We start from the raw sequence: 23,992 nt of genomic DNA on the forward strand, positions 1-23,992 counted from the left end.
CGCCTGGTTTGTTGGTTTGCCGCTTCCCTGCTCCTCCCTGCGCACACGCCATGTCCCATTTCCCCAAGCTCCTCTCGTCGCAGATCGCCTTTGACGTCGCCCGCACGATGCTCGACGGCTTCGACAAGCACTACCGCTTGTTCCGCGAGGTCAGCGTACAGGCCAAGACCGCGTTTGAGACCGGGGACTGGGGCGGCCTGCAGCAACTGCAGCGCGATCGCATCGCCTACTACGACGAGCGCGTGCGCGAAGCGTCGGTCATCCTGGAAGACGAATACGATGCCGAGAACATCGACGACGAGATCTGGCGCCAGATCAAGCTGCACTACATCGGCCTGCTGACCAACCATCACCAGCCGGAATTGGCCGAGACCTTCTTCAACTCGGTGTGTACGCGCATCCTGCATCGCTCGTACTTCAACAACGATTTCATCTTCGTGCGCCCGGCCATCTCGACGGAATACATCGAGAACGAAGAGTCGCCCACCAAGCCGACGTACCGCGCCTACTACCCCGGCACACGCGATGGCCTGGGCCCCTGCTTCGAGCGCATCGTCCACAACTTCCAGCTCAACGCGCCGTTTGAAGATCTGGAGCGCGATATCGGCTACGTCGTGCGCGCGGTGGGCGAGCACTTTGGCGATTTCCGCATCGCGCCGAATTTCCAGATCCACGTGCTGTCGTCGCTGTTCTTCCGCAACAAGGCAGCGTACATCATCGGACGCGTGATCAACGGCGACAAGACATTCCCGCTGGCCGTGCCGATGCTGCGCAATGCCGCGGGCCAGCTCTCGCTCGACACGGTGCTGCTGCGGCAGGAGCAACTGCTGATCCTGTTCTCGTTCACGCACTCGTATTTCATGGTGGACATGGAGATTCCGTCCGCCTACGTGACCTTCCTGCGTGACCTGATGCCGCGCAAGCCGCGCGCCGAGATCTACACCTCGCTCGGCTTGCAGAAGCAGGGCAAGAACCTGTTCTATCGCGACTTCCTGCATCACCTGCAACACTCGTCGGACAAGTTCATCATCGCGCCCGGCATCCGGGGCCTTGTGATGCTGGTGTTCACGCTGCCCTCGTACCCGTACGTGTTCAAGGTCATCAAGGACTACTTCCCGCCGCCCAAGGAAACCACGCGCGAACTGATCAAGAGCAAGTACCAACTGGTGAAGCGCCACGATCGTGTGGGGCGCATGGCGGATACGCTGGAGTATTCCGACGTGGCCTTCCCGCTCTCGCGCTTTGATGACGACCTCATCAAGGAGTTGGAGAAGCACGCGCCTTCGATGGTCGAATACCAGCGCAGCGACGACGGCGGCGAAGAGATCGTCATCCGCCACGTCTATATCGAGCGCCGCATGACGCCGCTGAACATCTGGCTGCACGAAGGCACCGATGCGCAAGTCGAGCACGGCATCATCGAATACGGCAACGCCATCAAGGAACTCATCGCGGCAAACATCTTCCCGGGCGACATGCTGTACAAGAACTTTGGCGTGACGCGCCACGGCCGCGTGGTCTTCTACGATTACGACGAGATCGAATACCTCACCGACTGCAACGTCCGCACCGTGCCCGAGCCGCGCACCGAAGAAGAAGAAATGTCCGGCGAGGTCTGGTACAGCGTCGGCCCGCACGACATTTTTCCGGAGACGTATCGCACGTTCCTGCTTGGCGACCCGCGCGTGCGTGAAGCCTTCCTCAAACACCACGCAGACTTCTTCGAGGCCTCCATGTGGCAGGGGTACAAGGAGCGCCTGCTCTCCGGGCAGATGCACGATTTCTACGCGTATGACGCAGCCGAGCGCTTCGTCAATCGCTACGGCGCAAGCGCGCCCGACAACGCAGCGCAAGACAACACGACGCTGCAGCAGCGCGCCGCCGCTTAACCCCTTCAACACGACGGGAAACCATGCCACATCGCATCAAAGAGCTGTTTGAGAACAACCGGAAATGGGTCGAGCGCGTCCACGCTGAAGACCCGGATTTCTTTTCCAATCTGGCCAACCAGCAGAACCCGGAATACCTCTGGATCGGCTGCTCGGATTCGCGCGTGCCTGCCAACCAGATCATCGGTCTGCCGCCGGGCGAGGTGTTTGTCCATCGCAACATCGCCAACGTGGTAGTGCACTCTGACCTGAACTGCCTGTCGGTGCTTCAGTTTGCGGTGGAAGTGCTGAAGATCCGGCACATCACGGTGGTGGGCCACTACGGCTGTTCGGGTGTGAAGGCCGCGCTGACGAAGCAACGTTTCGGGCTGGCCGACAACTGGATTCGTCACGTGCGTGACGTGGCCGAGCAGCACGAAACGTACCTCGGTACGGTGGTCCGCGAGCAAGATCAGCATGACCGGCTGTGCGAGCTGAACGTGATTCATCAGGTCAACAACGTGTGCCTGACGACGATCGTGCAGGACGCATGGGATCGCGGGCAGCCACTGACCGTTCACGGTTGGATTTACGGCGTGAAGGACGGGATGTTGCGCAATCTGGGGATGGCGGCGAGCTCCAATGAGGAACTGCATGCTCAGCTGGGTGAGGCTTGGCTGAATTATGGGAAGGAAGGGAGTACGCCTAGCCCGGTGGGGTTCTGAATTTCTTTTTGGGGATGGGGTTTTGTTGGTGGTTCATCCCCGTTTCGTACCCTGCCGGGCACGACTCACTTTTCTTTGTCTTGCCAAAGAAAAGTAAGCAAAAGAAAGGCGCGCCCGAGATGGCGAAAGACTCCTTGAATTTATGTCGCAGGGAGGGAGGAGAGGCAAACTCGCTTCGCTCAAACAGCCTCCCCTCTTTTTCCTCCCTGCAACAGAAATTCAAGGCGCCATCTAGGGCTCCAACGGCCACACCATCGCAGCGCAAACGCAGTAGTGAGTACGCGGCAAGACGCGGAGCAAAGCAAACGGCAACACAGCAACAAACAAGCGCCTGACAGGACATGCGCACCAACGGTTTGGCCGTTGACGTTCCTGCCCTAGATGGCGCCTTGAATATTCGTAAGCGGGCGGAAACAAGACGGGAAACTGTTTGAGCGAAGCGAGTTTTTCCCGTCTCCGCCCGGTTATGAAAATTCAAGGAAGGGGTCGCCATCTTGGGCGCGCCTTTCTTTGCTTACTTTCTTTGGCAAGACAAAGAAAGTGAGTCGGCCCCGGCAGGGGACGATACGCAGATGGACCACGAAGGCCCACCCAAAAAGCAAGAGACACACAACCCCTGCACCACAAGTGCAGAACATGTCCCAAGCACAGTTCCAGGAGATTGCAGCAATGTCCGACCGCATCGTCATCGCTTCCGCCGCCCGCACCCCGATGGGCGCCTTCCAGGGCGAACTCGCCAGCCTCACTGCTCCGCAACTCGGCGCCGCTGCCATCCGCGCGGCAGTCGAGCGTGCGGGCTTGAAACCGGAACAGATTGAAGAAGTCATCATGGGCTGCGTCCTGCCTGCGGGGCAGGGGCAAGCGCCGGCGCGCCAAGCCGCATTGGGCGCTGGCCTGCCGCTGTCAGTCGGCTGCACCACGGTCAACAAGATGTGCGGTTCAGGCATGCGCGCCGCCATGAATGCGTACGACGCGCTGCTCGCGGGGTCGCTGGATGTTGTGGTTGCGGGCGGCATGGAAAGCATGACCAACGCGCCGTACCTGATCCCGAAAGGCCGCGGCGGTTATCGCATCGGCCACGGCATGATCTACGACCACATGATGCTTGACGGCCTGGAAGACGCGTACGACAAGGGCCGCGCGATGGGCACCTTCGGCGAGGACTGCGCCGAGAAGTACGGTTTCACGCGCGAGGCCCAGGACCACTTCGCGATGACGTCCGTGCGCCGCGCGCAAGAGGCCACCGAATCCGGCGCGTTCCGCTGGGAGATCACGCCCGTTACCGTGTCGAGCAAAGCCGGGGACACCGTCATCGACACCGATGAAGGCCCGCGCCGCATCAAGGTCGACAAGATCCCGTCGCTCAAGCCTGCCTTCAAGAAAGACGGCACGGTGACGGCCGCGTCGTCTTCGTCGATCAACGATGGCGCGGCTGCGCTGGTCATGATGCGCGAGTCGACCGCCAAGCAGCTCGGCATCACGCCGCTCGCTGTGATGCTGGGCCACACCACGCACGCGCAAGCGCCTGGCTGGTTCACCACGGCGCCGGTCACGGCCATCGACAAGCTCTTCAAGAAGCTCGACTGGAACTCGGGCAACGTCGATCTGTTCGAGATCAACGAGGCGTTTGCCGTGGTGCCGATGGCCGCCATGCACGACCTGCACATCCCGCACGAGAAAGTGAACGTGAACGGCGGCGCATGCGCGCTGGGCCACCCGATCGGCGCCTCGGGCGCACGTGTGATCGCGACGCTGCTAGGCGCCCTGCAACACCGTGGCGGCAAACGCGGTGTGGCAAGCCTGTGCATCGGCGGCGGCGAGGCCACGGCCGTCGGCATCGAACTCTACTAAGGCACGCGCATGACGAACGCAACGTCCCGCCGCACGCGCACCGCGCTCATCCTGGGCGCGTCGCGCGGCATCGGTCTGGAAACCGTCAAGCAATACCGAGCGGATGGCTGGCGCGTGATTGCCACCGTCCGCTCGCAACAAGCAGCAGAGGAATTGCAGGCGCTGGGCGCGGAAACGCACGTGCTTGATCTGACCGACGCCAATGCCGTTGCCGGCCTGGCGTGGAAGCTGGACGGCGAAGCGCTGGACGTGGCGATCTACGTGGCAGGCATCTACGGCCCGCGCACGCAGGGCGCCACGCCCGTCAGCCAGGCGGATTTCGATGCCGTGATGCACACCAACGTGTGGGCGCCGATGGGCGTGCTGCCTGCGGTGCTGCCGATGGTGGAAGCCGGACGCAATGGTGCGGACGAAGCCGGCGGCGTGCTCGCCGTTATCTCCAGCCGCATGGGCAGCATTGGGGACATGGCGGGCAACGGCGGATGGCTGTATCGCGCCAGCAAGGCGGCGGTGAATGCCGTGCTGCGCGGGGTGTCGATCGACGCCAAAAACGCCACGTGCCTGACCTTCCACCCCGGCTGGGTACAGACCGACATGGGCGGCGCGGGCGCGGCCATCACGCCGCAGGAGAGCGTCGCCGGCATCCGCCGCGTGATTGCCGGTGCCACGCGCGCCGACAACGGCGAGTTCCGCAACTACGACGGCAGCGTCATTGAATGGTGAGGCCGGAACGATGCTGCTGACCCAAGAGCAAGAGATGATTCGCGACGCCATCCGCACGTTCGTGCGCGAGGCGATCGTGCCGCATGCCGCGGCATGGGACCGCGAAGCGACGTTCCCGAAAGACGTGCACCGCCAGTTGGGCGAGCTGGGCGCTTATGGCGTGGCCGTGCCGGAAGAACTGGGCGGCGCGGGGCTCGACTACCTGTCGCTGGCGCTGATCCTGGAAGAAATTGCTGCCGGCGACGGTGGCACCTCCACCGTCATCAGCGTGAACAACTGCCCCGTGTGCAGCATGCTGATGGCGTTTGCGGACGACGCACAGAAACAGCAGTGGCTCGTGCCGCTGGCGCGCGGCGAGATGCTCGGCGCGTTCTGCCTGACCGAGCCGCACGTCGGCTCCGACGCATCGGCGCTGCGCACCACGGCCGTGCGCGATGGCGACCACTGGGTCCTCAACGGCGTGAAGCAGTTCATCACCAGCGGCAAGCATGCCGACGTGGCGATCGTCATGGCCGTGACTGACAAGGCAGCAGGCAAGCGCGGCATCAGCGCGTTTCTGGTGCCGACCAACACGCCCGGCTACATCGTCGCGCGGCTCGAAGACAAGCTCGGCCAGCACTCGTCCGACACGGCGCAGATCGTGTTTGAAGACTGCCGCATCCCCGCCGATTGCCTGCTGGGCGAAGAAGGCGCGGGCTACAAGATGGCGCTGTCGGGGCTGGAAGGCGGGCGCATCGGCATTGCCGCGCAGAGCGTGGGCATGGCGCGTGCGGCTTTCGAGGCCGCGCTGGCGTATGCCAAAGAGCGCGAAAGCTTCGGCCAGCCGCTGTTCGCGCATCAGGCCGTGCAGTTTCGCCTGGCCGAGATGGCCACGCGCGTAGACGTGGCACGACAGATGGTCTGGCATGCCGCCAGCCTGAAAGACGCCGGGCTGCCGTGCCTGAAAGAGGCGGCCATGGCCAAGCTCAACGCCAGCGAGATGGCCGAGCGCGTCTGCTCCGATGCCATCCAGGTCTTCGGCGGTTACGGTTACGTGAACGACTTCCCGGTGGAGCGCATCTACCGCGACGTGCGCGTGTGCCAGATCTACGAAGGCACGAGCGATATCCAGAAAATCTTGATCGCCCGCGCGCTGGCGTAGGCGGTCTCAACTCTTAACGCAATAGGCATGACCGCAGTGACCTCCTCTGTTTCGAACCACCCGCGCTTTGACGCGATCCTCTTCGATTGCGACGGCGTGTTGGTCGACAGCGAACCCCTCGTCAACCGCCTGATCTGGGAGATGCTGACTGAGCTTGGCATCAGCATCAGCCCGGAAGATTCCATCAAGCGCTTCCTCGGCAAGGCCATTCGCGAAGAACTGGATGCGATTGCCGAAATGCGCGGCGCGCCGCTGCCGCCGAACTGGCTATCCACCTTCCACGCGCGCCGCAACGCGCTGCTCGAAGCCGAGGTGGAAGCCGTGCCGCATATCGCGCACGCCATCGATGTGCTCTCCAGGCTGGGCCTGCCCATGGCGGTGGCCTCGGGCGCCGATCGCATGAAGGTTGAGCTGCAGCTCAACCGCACCGGGCTGATCGAGCACTTCCAACCCACGGACGTGCGCATCTTCTCGGCTACCGAGGTTGCGCGCAGCAAGCCCGCGCCCGATGTGTATCTGCTGGCCGCCAGCAGCCTGGGGGTATCGCCGTCGCGTTGCCTGGTGATTGAAGACAGCCCCACGGGCGTCACCGCCGGGCACGCTGCCGGCATGACGGTGCTGGCATACGCGGGCCGCAATGCACCGGGCCCGCTGATCGCCGCCGGCGCCACCCGCACGTTCACCGATATGCGCGAACTGCCGGAGTTGCTGGCCTGATGCCTGCCGCACAAACCAGGCCTATCGGCCCCGCCGACGCTTGCCCGTGCGGCAACGGCGCCTACGCGCGCTGCTGCGGCCCGTTCCACGCAGGCGACGCCGTGCCGGCCACCGCTGAGCAACTGATGCGGTCGCGCTACAGCGCCTATGTGCTGGGCGACACGGCGTACCTGCGCCGCACGTGGCATCCGTCCACCTGCCCTGTCGACCTGGAAACCAGTGAAGCAGAGGCCGCCGCCACACGCTGGCTCGGCCTGGACGTCAAGCGCCACACGCCCCAAGACGCCACGCACGCGACGGTGGAGTTCGTCGCGCGCTACAAGGTGGGCGGCCGCGCGCATCGCCTGCATGAAACCAGCCGCTTCGTCCGCCTGGACGCCAGCGGCGCTGAATCCGCCGAAGGCCGTTGGCTGTACGTCGACGGCACCTTCCCTGACTGAACCGCACCGACCTTCTTGCACTGCTGCCATGCCGACGCTAGAGACCAAGCTGAACCCCCGCGCCGAAGACTTCAAGGCCAACGCCGATGCCATGCGCGCGCTCGTCGCCGACTTGCGCGACAAGGTGGCGCGCATCGCCCAGGGCGGCGGTGAAGACGCCCGCGCCAAGCACCTCGCCCGCGGCAAGCTGCTGCCGCGCGACCGCGTGCAGCAACTGCTCGACCCCGGCACGCCGTTCCTGGAGTTCTCTCAGATGGCGGCGTACGGCATGTACGACGACGCCGCGCCGGGCGCCGGCATCATCACCGGCATCGGCCGCATCTCGGGGCAGGAATGCGTGATCGTCTGCAACGACGCCACGGTCAAGGGCGGCACGTATTACCCGATGACGGTGAAAAAGCACCTGCGCGCGCAGGAGATCGCCGAGCAGAACCACTTGCCCTGCGTCTACCTCGTCGATTCGGGCGGCGCCAACCTGCCGAACCAGGACGACGTGTTTCCGGACCGCGATCACTTCGGCCGCATCTTCTACAACCAGGCCAACCTGTCGTCGAAAGGCATTCCGCAGATCGCGGTGGTGATGGGCTCGTGCACGGCGGGCGGTGCGTATGTGCCGGCCATGAGCGATGAATCGATCATCGTGAAGGAACAGGGCACGATTTTCCTGGCGGGCCCGCCGCTGGTGAAAGCAGCAACCGGCGAAGTGGTGAGCGCCGAAGACCTCGGTGGCGCCGATGTGCACACGCGGCTGTCCGGCGTGGCGGATTACTTCGCCAACAACGATTCGCACGCGCTGGCGCAAGCGCGCAGCATCGTCGCGCACCTGAACCGCCGCAAGCCGGAGCAGGTGCAAATCCACGCGCCGGTCGAGCCGCGCTTCCCCGCCGAAGAACTCTACGGCGTGATCCCGACCGACACGCGCAAGCCGTTCGACGTGCGCGAAGTCATCGCGCGCATCGTCGACGATTCTGCGTTTGACGAATTCAAGGCGCGCTACGGCACCACGCTGGTCTGCGGCTTTGCGCGCATCTGGGGCTACCCGGTCGGCATCATCGCCAACAACGGCATCCTGTTTTCAGAAGCTGCCCTCAAGGGCGCGCACTTCATCGAGCTGTGCTGCCAGCGCAAGATTCCGCTGGTGTTCCTGCAGAACATCACGGGCTTCATGGTCGGCCGCAAATACGAGAACGAAGGCATCGCCAAGAACGGGGCGAAGATGGTGACGGCCGTGGCCACGGCCCAGGTGCCGAAGTTCACGGTCATCATCGGCGGCTCGTTTGGCGCAGGCAACTACGGGATGTGCGGTCGGGCGTATTCGCCGCGCTTCCTGTGGATGTGGCCGAACGCGCGCATCTCCGTGATGGGCGGCGAACAGGCCGCAAGCGTGCTCGCCACCGTGCGCCGCGACGGCATCGAAGCCAAGGGCGGCCAATGGAGCGCGGATGACGAAGCGGCCTTCAAGGCGCCGATCCGCGACCAGTACGAGCGCCAGGGCCATCCGTACTACGCCAGCGCGCGCCTGTGGGACGACGGCGTGATCGACCCGGCCGACACGCGCAGCGTGCTGGGCCTCGGCCTGTCGGCCAGCCTGAACGCGCCGATCGGCGATATGAACTTCGGCGTGTTCCGCATGTAAGCGGGCCGTCCATCAACCAGGGAATTTGCAGTGAACAGCATCACCGCGCGAACGTGGCGCAGCGCCTGGGCAGCCGTCGGCTGCGCGCTGCTGCTCTCGGCCGCGCATGCGAGCGAGACCACGCCGCCCGGCATCAGCGAGACCATCGTGGAGGTGCCCAAGTCTGCGGGCATCTTCACGCTCAAGCTGGAGGCGACCGTCTACAAGCCGGCCGGCGACGGCCCCTTCCCGCTCATCGTGCTCAACCATGGCAAGGCGCGCGGCAAGGCGGCATTCCAAGCGCGAGCCCGTTACAGCGAGCAGGCTGCGGCGCTGGTCGCGCGCGGCTACGTGGTGGCCATTCCGATGCGGCAGGGGTTTTCCAAATCCGGCGGCGCGTACATCGGCAGCGGCTGCAACGTGGAAGCCAACGGCATCATCCAGGCCGAAGACGTGGTGGCCGCGCTCGACTACATGACCGCGCAGCCGTACGTGGACCGCAACCGCATCGTTGTCATGGGCCAGTCGCATGGCGGCCTGACCACGCTGGCCTTTGGCACCATCGCCTACCCCGGCGTGCGTGGGCTGGTGAACTTTGCCGGCGGCCTGCGCAACGACACCTGCGTCGACTGGGAAGGCAACCTCGTGCGCGCCTTCGAGACGTACGGCCGCCAGTCACGCTACCCGTCGCTCTGGTTTTACGGCGACAACGACAGCTACTGGCCCAAGCCGATGCCCGACAAGATGTTCGCGGCCTACACCAGTGCCGGCGGCAAAGGTCGGCTGGTGGATTTCGGCAACTTCAGGAGCGACTCGCACGGCATGTTTGCAAGCCATGCAGGGCTTGCCATCTGGCTGCCGCAAGTCGATGCCTTCCTACGTGAGCTCGGTCTGCCGGCAGGCCCGGTTCAAGCGGCGGCCCCCGGCAGCAACGCTGAAGCCTCCGGCGCTGACGATCCCAAGTCCGACACCAACAAGGACCCCGAATGAACACTTTCGAGACCCTCGCCTTCGCCCAGCACGGCGCCGTCGCCACGCTCACGCTCAACCGGCCCGACGTGCGCAACGCCTTCAACGAAACGGTCATCGCCGAGCTGACCGGCGCGTTCCGCGCGCTGGCCGATGAGCCGAGCGTTCGCGCCATCGTCCTGTCCGGCAACGGCCCCGCCTTCTGCGCGGGCGCCGACCTGAACTGGATGAAGAAGATGGCCAGCTACTCGGATGATGAAAACCGCGCCGACGCGCTGCGCCTGGCCGAAATGCTGCGCGCCATCTACACGTGCCCCAAGCCCGTGATCGCGCGCGTGCAGGGCGATACGTACGCCGGCGGCGTCGGCCTGGTCGCCGCGTGCGACATCGTCGTTGCCGTCGACACGGCCAACTTCTGCCTGTCGGAAGCGAAGCTGGGCTTGATTCCGGCCACCATCAGCCCGTATGTGATTCGCGCCCTGGGCGAGCAGGCGTCGCGCCGCTACTTCATCACCGCAGAACGCTTTTCGGCTGCCGAAGCGCATCGCCTCGGCCTCGTGCACGAACTGGTGAGCGCGGATGCCCTCGACGCCAAGGTGGCCGACATCACTGCAGCACTCGTCGCCAACAGCCCGAACGCCGTGCGCGAGAGCAAGCGCCTCGTGCGAGAGGTGTCTGGCGCCGCGGTCAACGACGCACTGCTGGCTGATACCGCTGAACGCATCGCCGCCATCCGCGCTTCGGAAGAAGGCCGCGAAGGCGTGCAAAGTTTTCTGGGCAAGCGCAAGCCGAACTGGCTGCTGCCGGCCTGATCCGCATAACAACGAAACCACGCATCACTTGAAGGAAGTCCTCATGCAATCCACTCCGCTCAACTTCGTTCCGAACGCCGCCAAGGCGCCCGTCACGCCGGGCCAGGCGCCCGACGCGCGCTGGAGCCGCGAAGCCATCGAAGCGCTGTTCGCGCTGCCGTTCAACGACCTGCTGTTCCAGGCGCAGCAGGTGCACCGCACCAACTTTGATGCGAATGCGGTGCAGTTGTCGACGCTGCTGTCCATCAAGACCGGCGGCTGCCCCGAAGATTGCTCGTACTGCCCGCAATCGGCACGCTACGACACCGGTGTCGAGGCTGAAAAGCTGATGCCGATCGACGAAGTGCTGGAAGCCGCCTCGCGCGCCAAGCAAAACGGTGCAAGCCGCTTCTGCATGGGCGCCGCGTGGCGCAACCCCAAGCCGCATCAACTCGATGCCGTGGCCGACATGGTGCGCGGCGTGAAAGCGATGGGGCTGGAAACGTGCGTAACGCTGGGCATGCTCAAGCAGGAACAGGCCGCGCAACTGAAGGACGCGGGCCTGGATTACTACAACCACAACCTCGATACCGCGCCCGAGTTCTACGGCGAGATCATCACCACGCGCACGTATCAGGACCGGCTCGATACGCTCGAGCACGTGCGTGACGCTGGCATCAATGTGTGCTGCGGCGGCATCGTCGGCCTCGGTGAATCGGTGCACGAGCGTGCAGGCCTGATCGCAGAGTTGGCGAACATGGAGCCGTATCCGGATTCGGTGCCCATCAACAACCTCGTGAAGGTGGAAGGCACGCCGCTGGCGGGCAACGAAGAACTGGATCCGTTTGATTTCGTGCGCACGATTGCTGTGGCGCGGATCACGATGCCCAAGGCGATGGTGCGGCTCTCCGCTGGCCGCGAGGCGATGGACGATGCGCTGCAGGCGCTGTGCTTCATGGCGGGCGCCAACTCGATCTTCTATGGCGAGAAACTGCTGACGACGGATAACCCGGAGGCGGATGCGGATCGGAAGCTGCTGGCGCGGTTGGGGATGCGGGTGGAGGTGCAGGATCATCTGCATCAAAGCGCTGATACTTCGCACTCGCATTCGTCGCATTGCCATATCGACATTACGCCTGCGGATTGATGCTTTTGGTGTGGGGATGGTTTTTTTGTTGGTGGTCCATCCCCCTTTCGCGCCCTGCCGGGCTCGACTCACTTTCTTTGTCTTGCCAAAGAAAGTAAGCAAAGAAAGGCGCGCCCGAGATGGCGAAAGATTCCTTGAATTTATGTCGCAGAGAGGGAGAGGAGGCAAACTCGCTTCGCTCAAACAGCCTCCTCTCTTTTTCCTCTCTGCAACAGAAATTCAAGGCGCCATCTAGGGCAAAAACGGCCACACCATCGAGACACAAACGCAGTGGTGGGTACGCGGCAAGACGCGGAGCGAGGCAAACGGCAACAAGCAACAAGCAACAAGCAACAAGCAACAAGCAAGAGCCTGACAGCGCATGCACACCAACGGTTTGGCCGTTGACGTTCCTGCCCTAGATGGCGCCTTGAATTTGTGTAAGCGGGCGGAACAAAGAGGGAGGCTTGTCTGAGCGAAGCGAGTTTGCCTCCCTCTCCGCCCGGTTACACAAATTCAAGGAAGGGTCGCCATCTCGGGCGCGCCTTTCTTTGGTTACTTTCTTTGGCAAGACAAAGAAAGTGAGTCAGCCCCGGCAGGGGATGAAACAAGGGATGCACCAAAAGTGCAAAAGCCAAAACCAGGAGACGTAACAACACCATGATCACCAAGCTCCTCATCGCCAACCGAGGCGAAATCGCCTGCCGAGTCGCCGCCACCTGCCGCAAGCTTGGCATCCGCACAGTCGCCGTCTATTCCGATGCCGACGCCAATGCCCGCCACGTTGCGGCCTGCGACGAAGCCATCCACATCGGTGAGCCCGCCGCCCGCGACAGCTACCTGCGCGCCGACCGCATCCTCGAAGCCGCGCGCGCCACGGGCGCCCAGGCCGTCCACCCCGGCTATGGCTTCCTCTCGGAAAACGAAGCCTTCGCCAAGGCCTGCGCAGACGCCGGCATCATCTTCGTCGGCCCACCGGCCTCGGCCATCGAAGCCATGGGCAGCAAAAGCGCGGCCAAGGCGTTGATGGAAACGGCCGGTGTGCCGCTCGTTCCCGGTTACCACGGTGACAACCAGGACGCCGCATTCCTGCGCGCGCAGGCTGATCGCATCGGCTATCCGGTGCTCATCAAGGCGAGCGCGGGCGGCGGCGGCAAGGGCATGCGCGTGGTCGAATCGGGCGATGCGTTTGAAGCATCGCTGGCCTCGGTCAAACGCGAAGCCTCCTCCAGCTTTGGCGATGACCGCGTGCTGATCGAGAAGTACCTCACGCGCCCGCGCCACATTGAAATCCAGGTGTTTGCCGACAGCTTCGGCGGCGCCGTCTATCTGTTCGAGCGCGATTGCTCGGTGCAGCGCCGCCACCAGAAGGTCTTGGAAGAAGCGCCCGCCCCCGGCATGACGCTGGACCGCCGCCGCGCCATGGGCGAAGCCGCCGTGGCCGCTGCACGCGCTGTCGGCTACGTGGGCGCCGGCACGGTCGAATTCATCGTCGACGAAGACGGCACGTTCTACTTCATGGAAATGAACACGCGCCTGCAGGTCGAGCACCCCGTCACCGAGATGATCACGGGCGAAGACCTCGTCGAATGGCAATTGCGCGTGGCCTCCGGCGAGCCGCTGCCGCGCGCGCAGGACGAACTGCACATCCACGGCCACGCGCTGGAAGCACGTATCTATGCAGAAAACCCCGAGCGCGATTTCCTGCCCTCCATCGGCACGCTAAAGGTGCTGCGCACGCCGGCAGCGGTGGAATTTACCGTGGGCGCGCAGGCCAATGGCGAGCCCGCCGCCGTGCGCATCGACGCGGGTGTGCGCGAAGGCGATGCCATCAGCCCGTATTACGACCCGATGATCGCCAAGCTGATCGTCTGGGGCCGCGACCGCGAAGAAGCACTCGCGCGCATGCTGCAGGCGCTGGGCAGCTTCCACCTGGTCGGGCTGTCGTCCAACGTGGCGTTCCTGCGCCGCCTCGTGGCATCGAAGCCGTTTGCGACGGCGGACCTGGATACCGGCCTGATCGCGCGCAATCACGACACGCTGTTCCCGGCAGCCCCGGCGGTGCCGCAAGACGCCATCGCCCTGGCCGTAGCTGCGCTGCTTGCCCGCGAGGCACGCAGCCTGCGCACGGACACACGCGATCCGCATTCGCCGTGGGCGCGCGGCAGCGGCTGGCGTCTGAACGGCGCGGCTGAGCGCACGCTGCGCTTCTCCCACGGTGATCAGGCCGTCGACGCCACGCTCGTCTACGGCCGCGACGGCTCGCGTCTGAAAGCAAACGGGCATGAAGCGCCCTTCACCTCGCAGCGCCATGCCGAGACCTTCACCATCGCGCTGGGCTCGCACAAGGCGACCGGCCAGGTGCATGTCGACGGCGATGTCTTCCACGTCTTCACCGGTGGCGCGCACTGGACGCTGGAGCGCCACGACCCGCTCGCCCATGCCGGCGAAGCCGACGACGAAGGCGGCAAGCTCACCGCGCCGATGCCCGGCAAGGTCATCGCCGTGCTGGCCGCGCCAGGGCAAACCGTCACCAAGGGCGCACCGCTCGTCGTCATGGAGGCCATGAAGATGGAGCACACGCTCACCGCACCGGCCGACGGCGTCGTCGAATCCGTGCTCTACGGCGTGGGCGATCAGGTGACGGAAGGCGTGCAGCTGCTGGCGTTCAAGCCGGCGGAGTGACGGCCGATTGACGCGCGAGCGGGCCGCAACACGCGTTGCCGGCCCCTGCTACACTGCTTGACGTATACGTCAACTACCCGCACTGAAGTCGCCCCACATGCACATCCAGATCTACACGCCCGACGGCAAGCCCCAACCCTGGCTCGATGGTTTTGCGCAGGCACTGCCCGAAGCGCGGCTGTCGGTGTGGGAGAAAGGCGCGGCGCAGGACGCCGATTACGCCGTGGTCTGGCAGCCGCCCGCCGACATGCTGCGCAATCGTCGCGATTTGCGCGCCGTGTTCAATCTGGGCGCGGGCGTCGATGCGATCCTTGGCCTGCGCGCGCAATCGCCCGATGCCATTCCGGAAAGCCTGCCGATCGTGCGCCTGGACGACGCCGGCATGGCCGCGCAGATGGGCGAATACGTCACGCACGCCGTGCTGCGCTTCTTCCGCCGGCTTGATGAATACGAGCGCCAGCAGCAAGCGAAGATGTGGCGTTTCCTCAAGCCGTTCAACCGCGATGAGTTTGTCGTCGGCGTGCTGGGCCTAGGCGTGCTGGGCACGCACATCGCCAAGACGCTGGCGGGCTTCGGCTTTCCGGTGCGCGGCTGGAGCCGCTCTGCCAAGCATGTCGAGGGCGTCGATTGCCGCGCAGGCAGCGATGCCCTGCCCGGCTTCCTTGCCGGCACGCGCGTGCTGGTGAACGTGCTGCCGCTGACGGCAGACACCGAAAACGTGATCGACGCAAAGCTGCTCGGTCAGCTCGCGCCGGGCGCGTTCGTTGTCAACGTGGCGCGCGGCAAGCATCTGGTGGAGGACGACCTGCTTGCCGCCGTGCGCAGCGGCCACATTGCCGGCGCCGCGCTCGACGTATTCCGCACCGAGCCGCTGCCCGCCGACCATCCTTTCTGGACCGAACCGCGCATCCACATCACGCCGCACATTTCGGCGCTGACGCTGCGCGAGGTCAGCATTGCCCAGATCGCGCGCAAGATCCGCGCGCTGGAGGCCGGTGAACCGATTGCCGGCATCGTCGATCTGCAACGAGGTTACTGAGATGAGCATTCCGAATTTTGTGAAGGTGGTCGAGGTCGGCCCGCGCGACGGTCTTCAGAACGAGAAGGCGCCGGTCTCCACCGATACCAAGGTCGAACTGGTGAACCGCCTGTCCGAGGCCGGCTTCGTCAACGTGGAAGCCGCGTCGTTCGTGTCACCCAAGTGGGTGCCGGCCATGGCCGATGGCGCCGACGTGATGGCGCGCATCCAGCGCCGGCCGGGCACGCTGTATTCGGTGCTCACGCCCAACATGAAGGGCTTCGAAGGCGCCGCTGCAGCAGGCGCGGACGAGATCGTGATCTTCAGCGCCGCCAGCGAGGCCTTTGCGCAGAAGAACATCAACTGCACGATCGCCGAATCGATCGAACGCTTTGTGCCGGTGGCCAAGGCCGCCAAGGATGCGGGCATTCGCGTGCGTGGGTCGATCTCGTGTTCGCTGGGTTGCCCGTATCAGGGCGAGGTGCCGGTGTCGTCGGTGGTGGACGTCATCAAGCGCATGGCCGACCTGGGCTGCGACGAGATCGACATTGCCGACACCATCGGCGTGGGCACCGCCGGGCAGGTGAAGACCGTGATGGAAGCCGCTGCGGCGACGTTCCCGATCGACCGGCTCTCAGGCCATTTCCACGACACGTACGGCCAGGCGCTGGCCAACATCCTCGCCAGCCTGGAAGTCGGCATCGCCATCTTCCACGCATCGGTGGCGGGGCTGGGCGGCTGCCCCTATGCCAAGGGCGCCACCGGCAACGTGGCCACCGAAGACGTGCTGTACCTGCTGCACGGCCTGGGTATCCGCACCGGCATCGACCTGGACAAGGTGGTGCTGGCGGGCGACTTCATCTCGCAAGCCATCGGCCGCCCCACCGCGTCCCGTGCGGGCCGTGCGCTGTTGCTCAAGCTGCAGGACCAGATCGCCCAAGCCTGCATCTGAAACCCCATCAAGAACAACGACGATGACCGCTACCGATACGAACGCCCCGCTGCCTGAATCTGCCCAACGCGTAGCCGACCACCTGCGCACGCTCGGCTACGAAAAAAACATCGTGATGCTGCCGGCCACCGGAAAAACGTCTGCCGAAGCGGCTGCTGGGCTGGGCTGCTCCGTGGCCGAGATCGCCAAGTCGATCATCTTCCGTCGCGCAGAAGACGACGTGCCGGTGCTGGTGATCGCCAGCGGCACCAATCGTGTCGACGAGGCAAAGGTTTCCGCGCACGTGGGCGCACTCGCCAAGGCCGATGCGAAGTTCGTCCGCGAGAAGACCGGTTACGCCATCGGCGGCGTGTGTCCGGTCGGCCATGCGGTCAAGCCTGTGATGCTGCTCGATCGCGACCTGTTCCAGTACGACAGCGTGTGGGCTGCGGCCGGCCATCCGCATGCCGTGTTCAACCTCACGCCCGCGGAACTCGAAGCCATGACGGGCGCGCCGGTGGCCGACGTCGCCTTGCGCGACTGATCGAACACACATGGACGCCTGCACTCGCGCGCAACTGAAGCTCTCGCTCGGCAAGCTGCGCAATAGCCGCGCGCAAGCCGAGCGCGCGCAGCCTGTGGCATCGCCGTGCATCAGCGTGTGCAAGATGGACGAGGCGCACGGCCTGTGCATCGGCTGCATGCGCACGATCGACGAGATTGCCGCATGGTCGACCATGAACGACACCGCTCGCCTGAGCGTGTGGAAAACCTTGCCCGAGCGCGCCTGCGCCTGGCTCAACGACACGCCCTGCGCCTGAGCGCCCAACACCATGGCCGAACACGACATCGTCACCTTGCCTGATTCGATGCGCGTGTTCGAGCGCGGCTGGCTGTCGTCCAACAACATCCTTTTCTTCGATGACGAAGCGCAGGGCGGTTGCGCGCTGGTGGACACGGGCTACCTCACGCACGCCCCGCAAACCGTGGCGCTGGTGCAGCACGCGCTGCAAGGCAGGCCTCTGCGCCGTTTGCTGAACACGCACCTGCACTCCGACCACTGCGGTGGCAATGCCGCGCTGCAGGCCATCTACGGCAGTCACACGCGCGTGCCCGCCGCGCAAATCGATGACGTGCGCCGCTGGGATACCGACGCCCTCAGCTACGGCCCCACAGGCCAGGAATGCGCACGCTTCACGCTGCCCGATCGCGATGCCGACGCTGGCCTCGCCGACGGCATGACGTTGCGTCTGGGCGGCCTCGACTGGCAGGTCATCAGTGCACCGGGACACGATCCGCACGCGGTCATCCTCTTCAACCCCGACACACGCGTGCTGATTTCGGCCGACGCACTGTGGGAGCGCGGCTTCGGCGTGATCTTTCCCGAGCTGGAAGGCGAAAGCGGCTTTGCCGAGCAGCAGGCCATTCTTGAGCGCATCGCGCAGCTCGACGCGCGCGTGGTGATTCCCGGGCACGGCCGGCCGTTTACCAGCGTCAACGCCGCGATTGATGCATCGCTGGGCCGGCTTGCGTATCTGCGGGCAGACCCTGAACGCAACGCGCTGCACGCCATCCGCGTGCTGGTGAAGTTCAAGTTGCTGGAGCAGCAGGCGCTGTCGCACGACGCGCTGTTTGCGTGGTTCACGCAGACCACGCTGATGCCGCGCCTGCAGGCGCGCTTCTTCGCAAGCCAATCAATGGAAACGTTGGTGGATGCCGCGATCGCAGCGCTGGTCAAGGCAGGCGCCGCCACCGTCGAACATGGCCGCATCCTGAACCGCGATTGACGTGCTGCGCGGTGGCTGTGCCCCGCTACAATGCAGCGACGCCTCTTCTCTTCGCCTGGGCATGCCGAAACCCGCCACATCCAGTCCGCCCGAATCCGCCACTGAAGCCGCCACTGAAGCGGAAGCGCCGCGCCGCAAGCGCGGCCGTCCTGCGCAGGATGCCAACGAGGGCTTGCGCCGCGCGTTGATCGAGCAATCGGCCCGGCTGTTCCGCGAGAAGGGCTACGGCAACACCACGGTGCGCGACATTGCCGCCGCCACGGGCGTGCATGCAGGCAGCTGGTTCTACCACTTCAAGACCAAGCAGGACATCCTGCAGGCGGTGATCGAACACGGCCTGACCGTGGCGCTGGCGGACATCGAAGCCATCGATATCGACGATCTGCCGCCGCGCGAGGCGATGCGCCAACTCGTGCGCGCGCATCTCTACACGATCCTTGCGCCCCACCAGGATTTCATTCCGGTGATGCTGTATGAGTGGCGCTCGCTCGACGCGCAGGCGCAAGAACGCATCATCGCGCTCAAGGATCGCTACGAAGACATCTGGACGCGCGTGATCGACCGCCTGCGCGCTTCGGGCGAATGGGCGCACCCGACGCCTGTCGATCGCCTGCTGATGTTCGGTGCGCTCAACTGGACGGCGCAGTGGTATCAGGCTGGCGCGGGCATCAGCATTGACACGCTGGCCGATCAGGCGGTGCTGTTCATCCTGCGTACGCCGCCCCAGCCGGCGGCCTAGTCCTCGCTATCGCGCGTCGCCTTCGAACAGCGTCTGGTTGGCGCTGCGCAGCACGTGCTTCTGGATCTTGCCGGTCGCCGTCATGGGCAGCTTGTCGACCACGGCGATGTGCTTGGGCACCTCGAAGCTACCGAGATGCGCCCGACAATGCGCCTGCAGCGCGGCGGCGTCGGCCTGGGCATCGGGCTTGAGGCAGACGAATGCGGTTACCGCTTCCACCCAGTGCACATGCGGCAAGCCGACCACTGCGGCGTTCGCCACGGCCGGGTGCCGCAGCAACACTTCTTCCACCTTGACCGAGGGCACGTTCTCACCGCCGGTCTTGATCATGTCCTTGATGCGGTCCTTGAACTGAAGCTGGCCATCGGCATCCCACATGCCGAGATCGCCCGTGTGGTGCCAGCCAAAGCGGCGCGCATTGGCGGTGGCCTGCGGGTCCTTGTAGTAGCCGAGCATGACGTTGGGGCCGCGGTGCACGATTTCGCCCAACTGGTTCGGGCCGAGCAGATTGCCTTGATCGTCCATCACCGCCGCTTCGTTCACCATGCAGGGCTGGCCCCAGTAGTTTCCGGTGCGCTGCAGTTGCTGGTCGGGGGCGAAATACATCGTCATCGGGAAGATCTCGGTCTGACCTGAGCCGAGCGCAAAGTTCGGACACACCTCGGCAATCAGGCGTTCGAGCAGCGGCTTGGCCATCGGCGCCATCGCATATAGGCACAGGCGCAGGCTCGCGAGATCCCGCTGGGCGCGCAGCGGATGGTGCAGCAGCGCGGCATACATGAGCGGCAGGCCGAACAGTTGCGTGATGCGCTCGTTGGCAATCGCATCGAGCAGCGCCGCCGGATCAAAACCGCGCTGTATGACAAGCGTGGCGCCCACCGTCATCGCGGAAGCGGCGGTCGCAAACTGCGCGCAGTGGAACATCGGCAGCAGGCACGAGAACACGTCGGTCTCGTTCAGGTTCAGGCCGGCGATGTTGGACATCAGCGCGGCATGCACCGAGCGGTGCGAGTGCATTGCGCCCTTTGGCCGGCCGGTCGTGCCGCTGGTGTACATGATGAGCGCGAGATCGCGATCGTCGATCACCACGTCGGGCAGCGTATCGGCGTGGCCTTGCAGCGCCTGCTCCACGGTTTGCGGGCCGTCGGCAACCGGTGCGCCGAAGCATTGATGCGCGGGCAGCGCGAGCGCCGACAGCGTGTCACGCAGCGCCGGGTACAGCGCCGCGTCGATCACCACGTGCCGCGCCTCGGCATGTTCGAGGATGTAGCGCACATCGTCCGGCCCGAGCATCGCGTTGATCGGCACCCACACCAACCCTGCCTTGAGAATGCCGTACGCGGCCACCAGAAACTGCGCCGAGTTACCGCAGAGCATCGCCACCTTGTCGCCGGGTGCCAGACCGCTTGCAAGCAGCGCGTGCGCATAGCGATTGCTGTCTGCATTGAGTTCGCCATGCGTCATGCGGCGCGGGCCATCGACCAGCGCGACTTTCACGCCGAACTTGCGTGCACTGCGATGCAACGTATCGCCCAGCGTCACCCGGTTCAGCAGGTTGGCCTCAAGCGTGGTGTCTGGCGTGGCTTCGGACATGGGACGTCTCCTATGGACTGCATTGACCGCATGACTGCACGACGAAACGATGGATCGGGACGGCATTGCAGCCATCAGGCCGCGGCAATCTCCATCAACAACCCGCCGGGCGCAACCTGTGCCCCGACCTGGGTGAACAGACCTTTCACCTCGCCTGCGAGCGGCGCGGCAATGCTGTGCTCCATCTTCATCGCCTCGACCACCAACAGCACCTGACCGGCGCAGACCACCTCGCCTTCGGCCACGTGCACGGCAACCACGCGGCCGTTCATCGGGGCGCTGATCCGGCCGCTGCCGGCTTGCGCGCCGTCACGTTCCTCCCGGGCGTAAGTGGTGTCGATGGTGGTGTGCTCGACGCCAGTCAGCACGAAGTGGCATGCGCCGCCGGTGAAGGTGTAGTCGACTGCGTGGAGCGTGTCGCCCAGCACGAGCGCGACGCGACCGTCGCCCTCTGACACAAGTGCCACGTGCGTGGCACCGCCGTCCCAAGTCAATTCCCATCGCTGCGGACCGAGCGCACGCACGCGCATTTCGATGGCGTCACCGTCGAGCGTGAAGCGGCACAGCGTGGGATACGTGCGGCTGCTGGCCCAGCCATGCAGCTCTGCGGGATAGCGGCGTGCGGTCTCCTTGCGCAGGTGCGTGAGCAGCACGGCAGCCGCTTGGCAAACCGCTGCATCGGGTACTGCCGCCTTGCGCGTCGCGGCCGGGAAATGCCGGTCGATGAACGCGGTCGACACATCGCCGGAAAGGAACGCCGGATGCGCCACGCAATCGCGCAGAAACGCACGGTTGGTCGGCAGGCCAAGCAGCAGGCAATCGTCCAGGGCGTGCGTGAGACGCCGGCAGGCATCGGCGCGGTCGGTGCCATGGGCGACGATCTTGGCGAGCATCGAGTCGTAGTACGGCGAGACAACCAGCCCGTCGGTCAACGCATGGTCCGTGCGCACGTCTCCGGGTACGCGCCAGCGGGCGACGGTGCCGCTCTGCGGCAGGAAATTCTGCTGCGGATCTTCTGCGCACAGCCGCACTTCGATGGCGTGCCCACCTTGCGCACGGCGTGCATCGATGGCGTCTTGCGCAAGCGGCAACGGCTCGCCCAGCGCTACACGCAACTGCCACTCGACCAGATCGACGCCGACGATCGCTTCGGTCACCGCATGCTCGACCTGCAGGCGCGTGTTCATCTCCATGAAGTAGAACGCGCCATCCGGGGCGAGCAGGAATTCCAGCGTGCCCGCGCCCACATAGCCAATGGCCCGCGCCGCCGCCACCGACACCGCGCCCATGCGCGCACGCAACTCGGGCGATACGGCCGGTGACGGCGATTCTTCGATCAACTTCTGATGCCGTCGCTGCACCGAGCAATCGCGCTCCCCGAGGTGGACCACGTTGCCATGCGTATCGGCAAACACCTGAATCTCGATATGGCGCGGCTCGACGATGGCTTTTTCGAGGATCAACTCGCCCGAGCCAAACGCGTTCTCCGCTTCCGAGCGCGCAGACTGCAGCGCCGCCGCAAACTCCTCCGCCCGATCTACGCGCCGCATGCCGCGCCCGCCGCCGCCAGCGGCCGCCTTGATCATCACCGGATAGCCGATCCGTGCGGCTTCCTCCGCCATGCGCGCGGCGGATTGATCTTCGCCTTGATAGCCCGGCACGCAGGGCACGCCGGCGGCTTCCATGAGGCGCTTGGCACCGGCCTTGTTACCCATCGCGTGGACGGCATCTGCGGGCGGCCCGATGAAGACGAGGCCAGCGTCTGCGCAAGCAGTAGCAAAGGCGTCGCTCTCAGCAAGAAAGCCGTAGCCAGGGTGCACAGCCTGTGCGCCCGACTTGCGCGCCGCCTCCAGCAACGCCGCAATGTTCAGGTACGACGCCTGCGGTTGCGATGCGCCAATCGGCAACGCAAGATCGGCCGCGCGGCAATGCGGCGCATCGCGGTCAGCCTCGGAATACACGGCAATGGTGCGCATGCCAAGGCGACGCGCCGTGCGCATGATGCGCAGCGCAATCTCGCCCCGGTTGGCGATGAGGATCGAGCGGAATGCGGCTTGCGAGGCGGTCATCGCTCAGCCCTTCTTGCCCGGCAGCGTGTTCATGTATTTGCAGATGATGCCGAGCATCACCTCGTCTGCACCGCCGCCAATGGAGCCCAGACGCCCATCGCGGTAATAGCGCGAGACCGGGTTGTCCCACGTGAAACCCATGCCGCCCCAGAACTGCAGGCAGGCGTCGGGCACGATGCGCGCGAGGCGCCCGGCCTTGAGCTTGGCCATCGATGCCAGCTCCGTCACGTCCTGCCCCTGGATGTACAGATCGCACGCGCGATACGTGAGCGCACGCAGCGCTTCCACCTCTGTCTTCAGCTCGGCCAGCTTGAAGTGCACCCACTGGTTGTCGAGCAGGCTAGCGCCAAACAGCTTGCGCTCGCGCGCGTACTCGGCCGTAGTCTCGATGCACATCGTCATCGTCGCCAGGCTGCTGGCCGCGGCCCACATGCGCTCTTCCTGGAACTGCAACATCTGGTACGTGAAGCCCTTGCCTTCCTCGCCGATTCGGTAACGCTGCGGCACGCGCACGTCGTCAAAATAGATGAGACCGGTGTCCGACGAGTTCATGCCGATCTTGCGGATCTTCTTGCCGACCGACACGCCCTTCGTCTTCATCGGCACGATGATGAGCGACTTGTTGCGGTGGGCCGGGTCGTCCGACGTGTTGGCCAGCAGGCACATCCAGTCGGCCTGCAGGCTGTTGGTGATCCACATCTTGCTGCCGTTGATGATGTAGTCGTCGCCGTCCTTGCGCGCGGTGGTCTTGATGCTCGCCACGTCGGAGCCGGCGCTCGGCTCCGATACGCCGACGCACGCCACCGCATCGCCGCTGATGGCGGGGGCGAGAAACTGTGCGCGCAGTTCGTCCGAACCGAAGCGTGCGAGCGCGGGCGTCGCCATGTCGGTCTGCACGCCAATCGCCATCGGCACGCCGCCGCAGTGGATGTGCCCGAGCGTCTCGGCCATCGCCATCGCATACGAATAGTCGAGCCCCAGGCCGCCGAATTCGGTGGGCTTGGCGATGCCGAGAAAGCCCAGCTCGCCCATCTTCTTGAAGAGCTGCTTGGCAGGAAACATCTCGGCCGCTTCCCATTCATCCACGTATGGGTTGATGTCGCTGTCGATGAAGCGTTTCAGGTTGCGCTGCAGTTCCTGGTGTTCGTGGGTGAAGTGCATGGTGTCTCGCTCCGTTGTCCTGGTGTGCTGGCTGTTTCGAATA

21 protein-coding genes are annotated in these 23,992 nt (G+C 64.9%); 18 read left to right on the forward strand and 3 right to left on the reverse strand.

Annotated features, from left to right (window positions below; all coding sequences use genetic code 11):
- Positions 1 to 50 precede the first annotated feature (50 nt).
- The 18 genes from aceK (at position 51) to NG898_RS08695 (ending at position 19,126) form a co-directional block, all read left to right on the forward strand.
- Positions 51 to 1,889 carry a bifunctional isocitrate dehydrogenase kinase/phosphatase gene (gene aceK, locus NG898_RS08610; RefSeq protein ID WP_252691927.1) on the forward strand — a complete coding sequence of 613 codons (1,839 nt, stop codon included), beginning with the start codon at positions 51 to 53 and terminating at the stop codon, positions 1,887 to 1,889.
- 23 nt (positions 1,890 to 1,912) lie between these two features.
- A complete protein-coding gene (gene can / locus NG898_RS08615) occupies positions 1,913 to 2,593 on the forward strand; it encodes a carbonate dehydratase (RefSeq protein ID WP_092973629.1) in 681 nt (226 codons plus the stop codon).
- Between the two features lie 669 nt (positions 2,594 to 3,262).
- Entirely contained in the window at positions 3,263 to 4,444 is a 1,182-nt protein-coding gene (locus NG898_RS08620; protein WP_252692502.1) for an acetyl-CoA C-acetyltransferase, read from the forward strand.
- Positions 4,445 to 4,453: 9 nt separating this feature from the next.
- Complete coding sequence (locus NG898_RS08625; RefSeq protein WP_252691928.1) at positions 4,454 to 5,167, forward strand: SDR family oxidoreductase; 714 nt, start codon at positions 4,454 to 4,456, stop codon at positions 5,165 to 5,167.
- A gap of 10 nt (positions 5,168 to 5,177) precedes the next feature.
- On the forward strand, positions 5,178 to 6,308 hold the full coding sequence (locus tag NG898_RS08630) for an acyl-CoA dehydrogenase family protein (RefSeq protein ID WP_252691929.1): 1,131 nt from the start codon (positions 5,178 to 5,180) through the stop codon (positions 6,306 to 6,308).
- A gap of 27 nt (positions 6,309 to 6,335) precedes the next feature.
- A complete protein-coding gene (locus tag NG898_RS08635) occupies positions 6,336 to 7,025 on the forward strand; it encodes an HAD family hydrolase (RefSeq protein WP_252691930.1) in 690 nt (229 codons plus the stop codon).
- Positions 7,025 to 7,465, forward strand: a complete 441-nt coding sequence (locus tag NG898_RS08640; RefSeq protein WP_092973639.1) for a YchJ family protein — start codon at positions 7,025 to 7,027, stop codon at positions 7,463 to 7,465. Before NG898_RS08635 ends, NG898_RS08640 begins: the two co-directional genes overlap by 1 nt.
- A 28-nt stretch (positions 7,466 to 7,493) precedes the next feature.
- Complete coding sequence (locus tag NG898_RS08645; RefSeq protein ID WP_252691931.1) at positions 7,494 to 9,101, forward strand: carboxyl transferase domain-containing protein; 1,608 nt, start codon at positions 7,494 to 7,496, stop codon at positions 9,099 to 9,101.
- A gap of 30 nt (positions 9,102 to 9,131) precedes the next feature.
- On the forward strand, positions 9,132 to 10,070 hold the full coding sequence (locus NG898_RS08650; RefSeq protein ID WP_252691932.1) for a dienelactone hydrolase family protein: 939 nt from the start codon (positions 9,132 to 9,134) through the stop codon (positions 10,068 to 10,070).
- Entirely contained in the window at positions 10,067 to 10,861 is a 795-nt protein-coding gene (locus NG898_RS08655; RefSeq protein ID WP_252691933.1) for an enoyl-CoA hydratase/isomerase family protein, read from the forward strand. The genes NG898_RS08650 and NG898_RS08655 overlap by 4 nt, the downstream gene beginning before the upstream one ends.
- Before the next feature lie 43 nt (positions 10,862 to 10,904).
- Positions 10,905 to 11,987 (forward strand): biotin synthase BioB, encoded by a 1,083-nt coding sequence (bioB, locus tag NG898_RS08660; RefSeq protein ID WP_252691934.1) that lies wholly within the window; start codon positions 10,905 to 10,907, stop codon positions 11,985 to 11,987.
- Positions 11,988 to 12,626: 639 nt separating this feature from the next.
- Positions 12,627 to 14,651, forward strand: a complete 2,025-nt coding sequence (locus tag NG898_RS08665) for an acetyl/propionyl/methylcrotonyl-CoA carboxylase subunit alpha (RefSeq protein ID WP_252691935.1) — start codon at positions 12,627 to 12,629, stop codon at positions 14,649 to 14,651.
- A gap of 97 nt (positions 14,652 to 14,748) precedes the next feature.
- On the forward strand, positions 14,749 to 15,690 hold the full coding sequence (locus NG898_RS08670; protein ID WP_252691936.1) for a 2-hydroxyacid dehydrogenase: 942 nt from the start codon (positions 14,749 to 14,751) through the stop codon (positions 15,688 to 15,690).
- A gap of 1 nt (position 15,691) precedes the next feature.
- Positions 15,692 to 16,621 carry a hydroxymethylglutaryl-CoA lyase gene (locus tag NG898_RS08675; protein WP_037027741.1) on the forward strand — a complete coding sequence of 310 codons (930 nt, stop codon included), beginning with the start codon at positions 15,692 to 15,694 and terminating at the stop codon, positions 16,619 to 16,621.
- 22 nt (positions 16,622 to 16,643) lie between these two features.
- The gene (locus NG898_RS08680; RefSeq protein ID WP_252691937.1) at positions 16,644 to 17,144 is read left to right on the forward strand and encodes a YbaK/EbsC family protein; all 501 of its coding nucleotides are present in this window, start codon (positions 16,644 to 16,646) and stop codon (positions 17,142 to 17,144) included.
- A 10-nt stretch (positions 17,145 to 17,154) separates the two neighbouring features.
- Complete coding sequence (locus NG898_RS08685; RefSeq protein WP_252691938.1) at positions 17,155 to 17,421, forward strand: DUF1289 domain-containing protein; 267 nt, start codon at positions 17,155 to 17,157, stop codon at positions 17,419 to 17,421.
- Between the two features lie 12 nt (positions 17,422 to 17,433).
- Complete coding sequence (locus NG898_RS08690; RefSeq protein ID WP_252691939.1) at positions 17,434 to 18,387, forward strand: MBL fold metallo-hydrolase; 954 nt, start codon at positions 17,434 to 17,436, stop codon at positions 18,385 to 18,387.
- 61 nt (positions 18,388 to 18,448) lie between these two features.
- Complete coding sequence (locus NG898_RS08695; protein WP_252691940.1) at positions 18,449 to 19,126, forward strand: TetR/AcrR family transcriptional regulator; 678 nt, start codon at positions 18,449 to 18,451, stop codon at positions 19,124 to 19,126.
- Positions 19,127 to 19,132: 6 nt separating this feature from the next.
- Here the strand turns inward: NG898_RS08695 and NG898_RS08700 are convergent, their stop codons facing one another.
- From NG898_RS08700 to NG898_RS08710, 3 genes are all read right to left on the reverse strand, one after another.
- Entirely contained in the window at positions 19,133 to 20,719 is a 1,587-nt protein-coding gene (locus NG898_RS08700; RefSeq protein ID WP_252691941.1) for an AMP-binding protein, read from the reverse strand.
- 74 nt (positions 20,720 to 20,793) lie between these two features.
- Positions 20,794 to 22,788: an acetyl/propionyl/methylcrotonyl-CoA carboxylase subunit alpha gene (locus tag NG898_RS08705; protein ID WP_252691942.1), complete on the reverse strand. Its 1,995-nt coding sequence runs from the start codon at positions 22,786 to 22,788 to the stop codon at positions 20,794 to 20,796.
- A gap of 3 nt (positions 22,789 to 22,791) precedes the next feature.
- Positions 22,792 to 23,949 carry an acyl-CoA dehydrogenase family protein gene (locus NG898_RS08710; protein ID WP_252691943.1) on the reverse strand — a complete coding sequence of 386 codons (1,158 nt, stop codon included), beginning with the start codon at positions 23,947 to 23,949 and terminating at the stop codon, positions 22,792 to 22,794.
- Positions 23,950 to 23,992: the final 43 nt, after the last annotated feature.

It is taken from the genome of Ralstonia mojiangensis (assembly GCF_023955645.1).
Lineage (GTDB): Bacteria > Pseudomonadota > Gammaproteobacteria > Burkholderiales > Burkholderiaceae > Ralstonia > Ralstonia mojiangensis.

Coding starts and splice junctions, on each gene's coding strand:
- aceK (WP_252691927.1), top strand. CDS start 51: ATGTCCCATTTCCCCAAGCTCCTCTCGTCGCAGATCGCCTTTGACGTC.
- can (WP_092973629.1), top strand. CDS start 1,913: ATGCCACATCGCATCAAAGAGCTGTTTGAGAACAACCGGAAATGGGTC.
- NG898_RS08620 (WP_252692502.1), top strand. CDS start 3,263: ATGTCCGACCGCATCGTCATCGCTTCCGCCGCCCGCACCCCGATGGGC.
- NG898_RS08625 (WP_252691928.1), top strand. CDS start 4,454: ATGACGAACGCAACGTCCCGCCGCACGCGCACCGCGCTCATCCTGGGC.
- NG898_RS08630 (WP_252691929.1), top strand. CDS start 5,178: ATGCTGCTGACCCAAGAGCAAGAGATGATTCGCGACGCCATCCGCACG.
- NG898_RS08635 (WP_252691930.1), top strand. CDS start 6,336: ATGACCGCAGTGACCTCCTCTGTTTCGAACCACCCGCGCTTTGACGCG.
- NG898_RS08640 (WP_092973639.1), top strand. CDS start 7,025: ATGCCTGCCGCACAAACCAGGCCTATCGGCCCCGCCGACGCTTGCCCG.
- NG898_RS08645 (WP_252691931.1), top strand. CDS start 7,494: ATGCCGACGCTAGAGACCAAGCTGAACCCCCGCGCCGAAGACTTCAAG.
- NG898_RS08655 (WP_252691933.1), top strand. CDS start 10,067: ATGAACACTTTCGAGACCCTCGCCTTCGCCCAGCACGGCGCCGTCGCC.
- bioB (WP_252691934.1), top strand. CDS start 10,905: ATGCAATCCACTCCGCTCAACTTCGTTCCGAACGCCGCCAAGGCGCCC.
- NG898_RS08665 (WP_252691935.1), top strand. CDS start 12,627: ATGATCACCAAGCTCCTCATCGCCAACCGAGGCGAAATCGCCTGCCGA.
- NG898_RS08670 (WP_252691936.1), top strand. CDS start 14,749: ATGCACATCCAGATCTACACGCCCGACGGCAAGCCCCAACCCTGGCTC.
- NG898_RS08675 (WP_037027741.1), top strand. CDS start 15,692: ATGAGCATTCCGAATTTTGTGAAGGTGGTCGAGGTCGGCCCGCGCGAC.
- NG898_RS08680 (WP_252691937.1), top strand. CDS start 16,644: ATGACCGCTACCGATACGAACGCCCCGCTGCCTGAATCTGCCCAACGC.
- NG898_RS08685 (WP_252691938.1), top strand. CDS start 17,155: ATGGACGCCTGCACTCGCGCGCAACTGAAGCTCTCGCTCGGCAAGCTG.
- NG898_RS08690 (WP_252691939.1), top strand. CDS start 17,434: ATGGCCGAACACGACATCGTCACCTTGCCTGATTCGATGCGCGTGTTC.
- NG898_RS08695 (WP_252691940.1), top strand. CDS start 18,449: ATGCCGAAACCCGCCACATCCAGTCCGCCCGAATCCGCCACTGAAGCC.
- NG898_RS08700 (WP_252691941.1), bottom strand. CDS start 20,719: ATGTCCGAAGCCACGCCAGACACCACGCTTGAGGCCAACCTGCTGAAC.
- NG898_RS08705 (WP_252691942.1), bottom strand. CDS start 22,788: ATGACCGCCTCGCAAGCCGCATTCCGCTCGATCCTCATCGCCAACCGG.
- NG898_RS08710 (WP_252691943.1), bottom strand. CDS start 23,949: ATGCACTTCACCCACGAACACCAGGAACTGCAGCGCAACCTGAAACGC.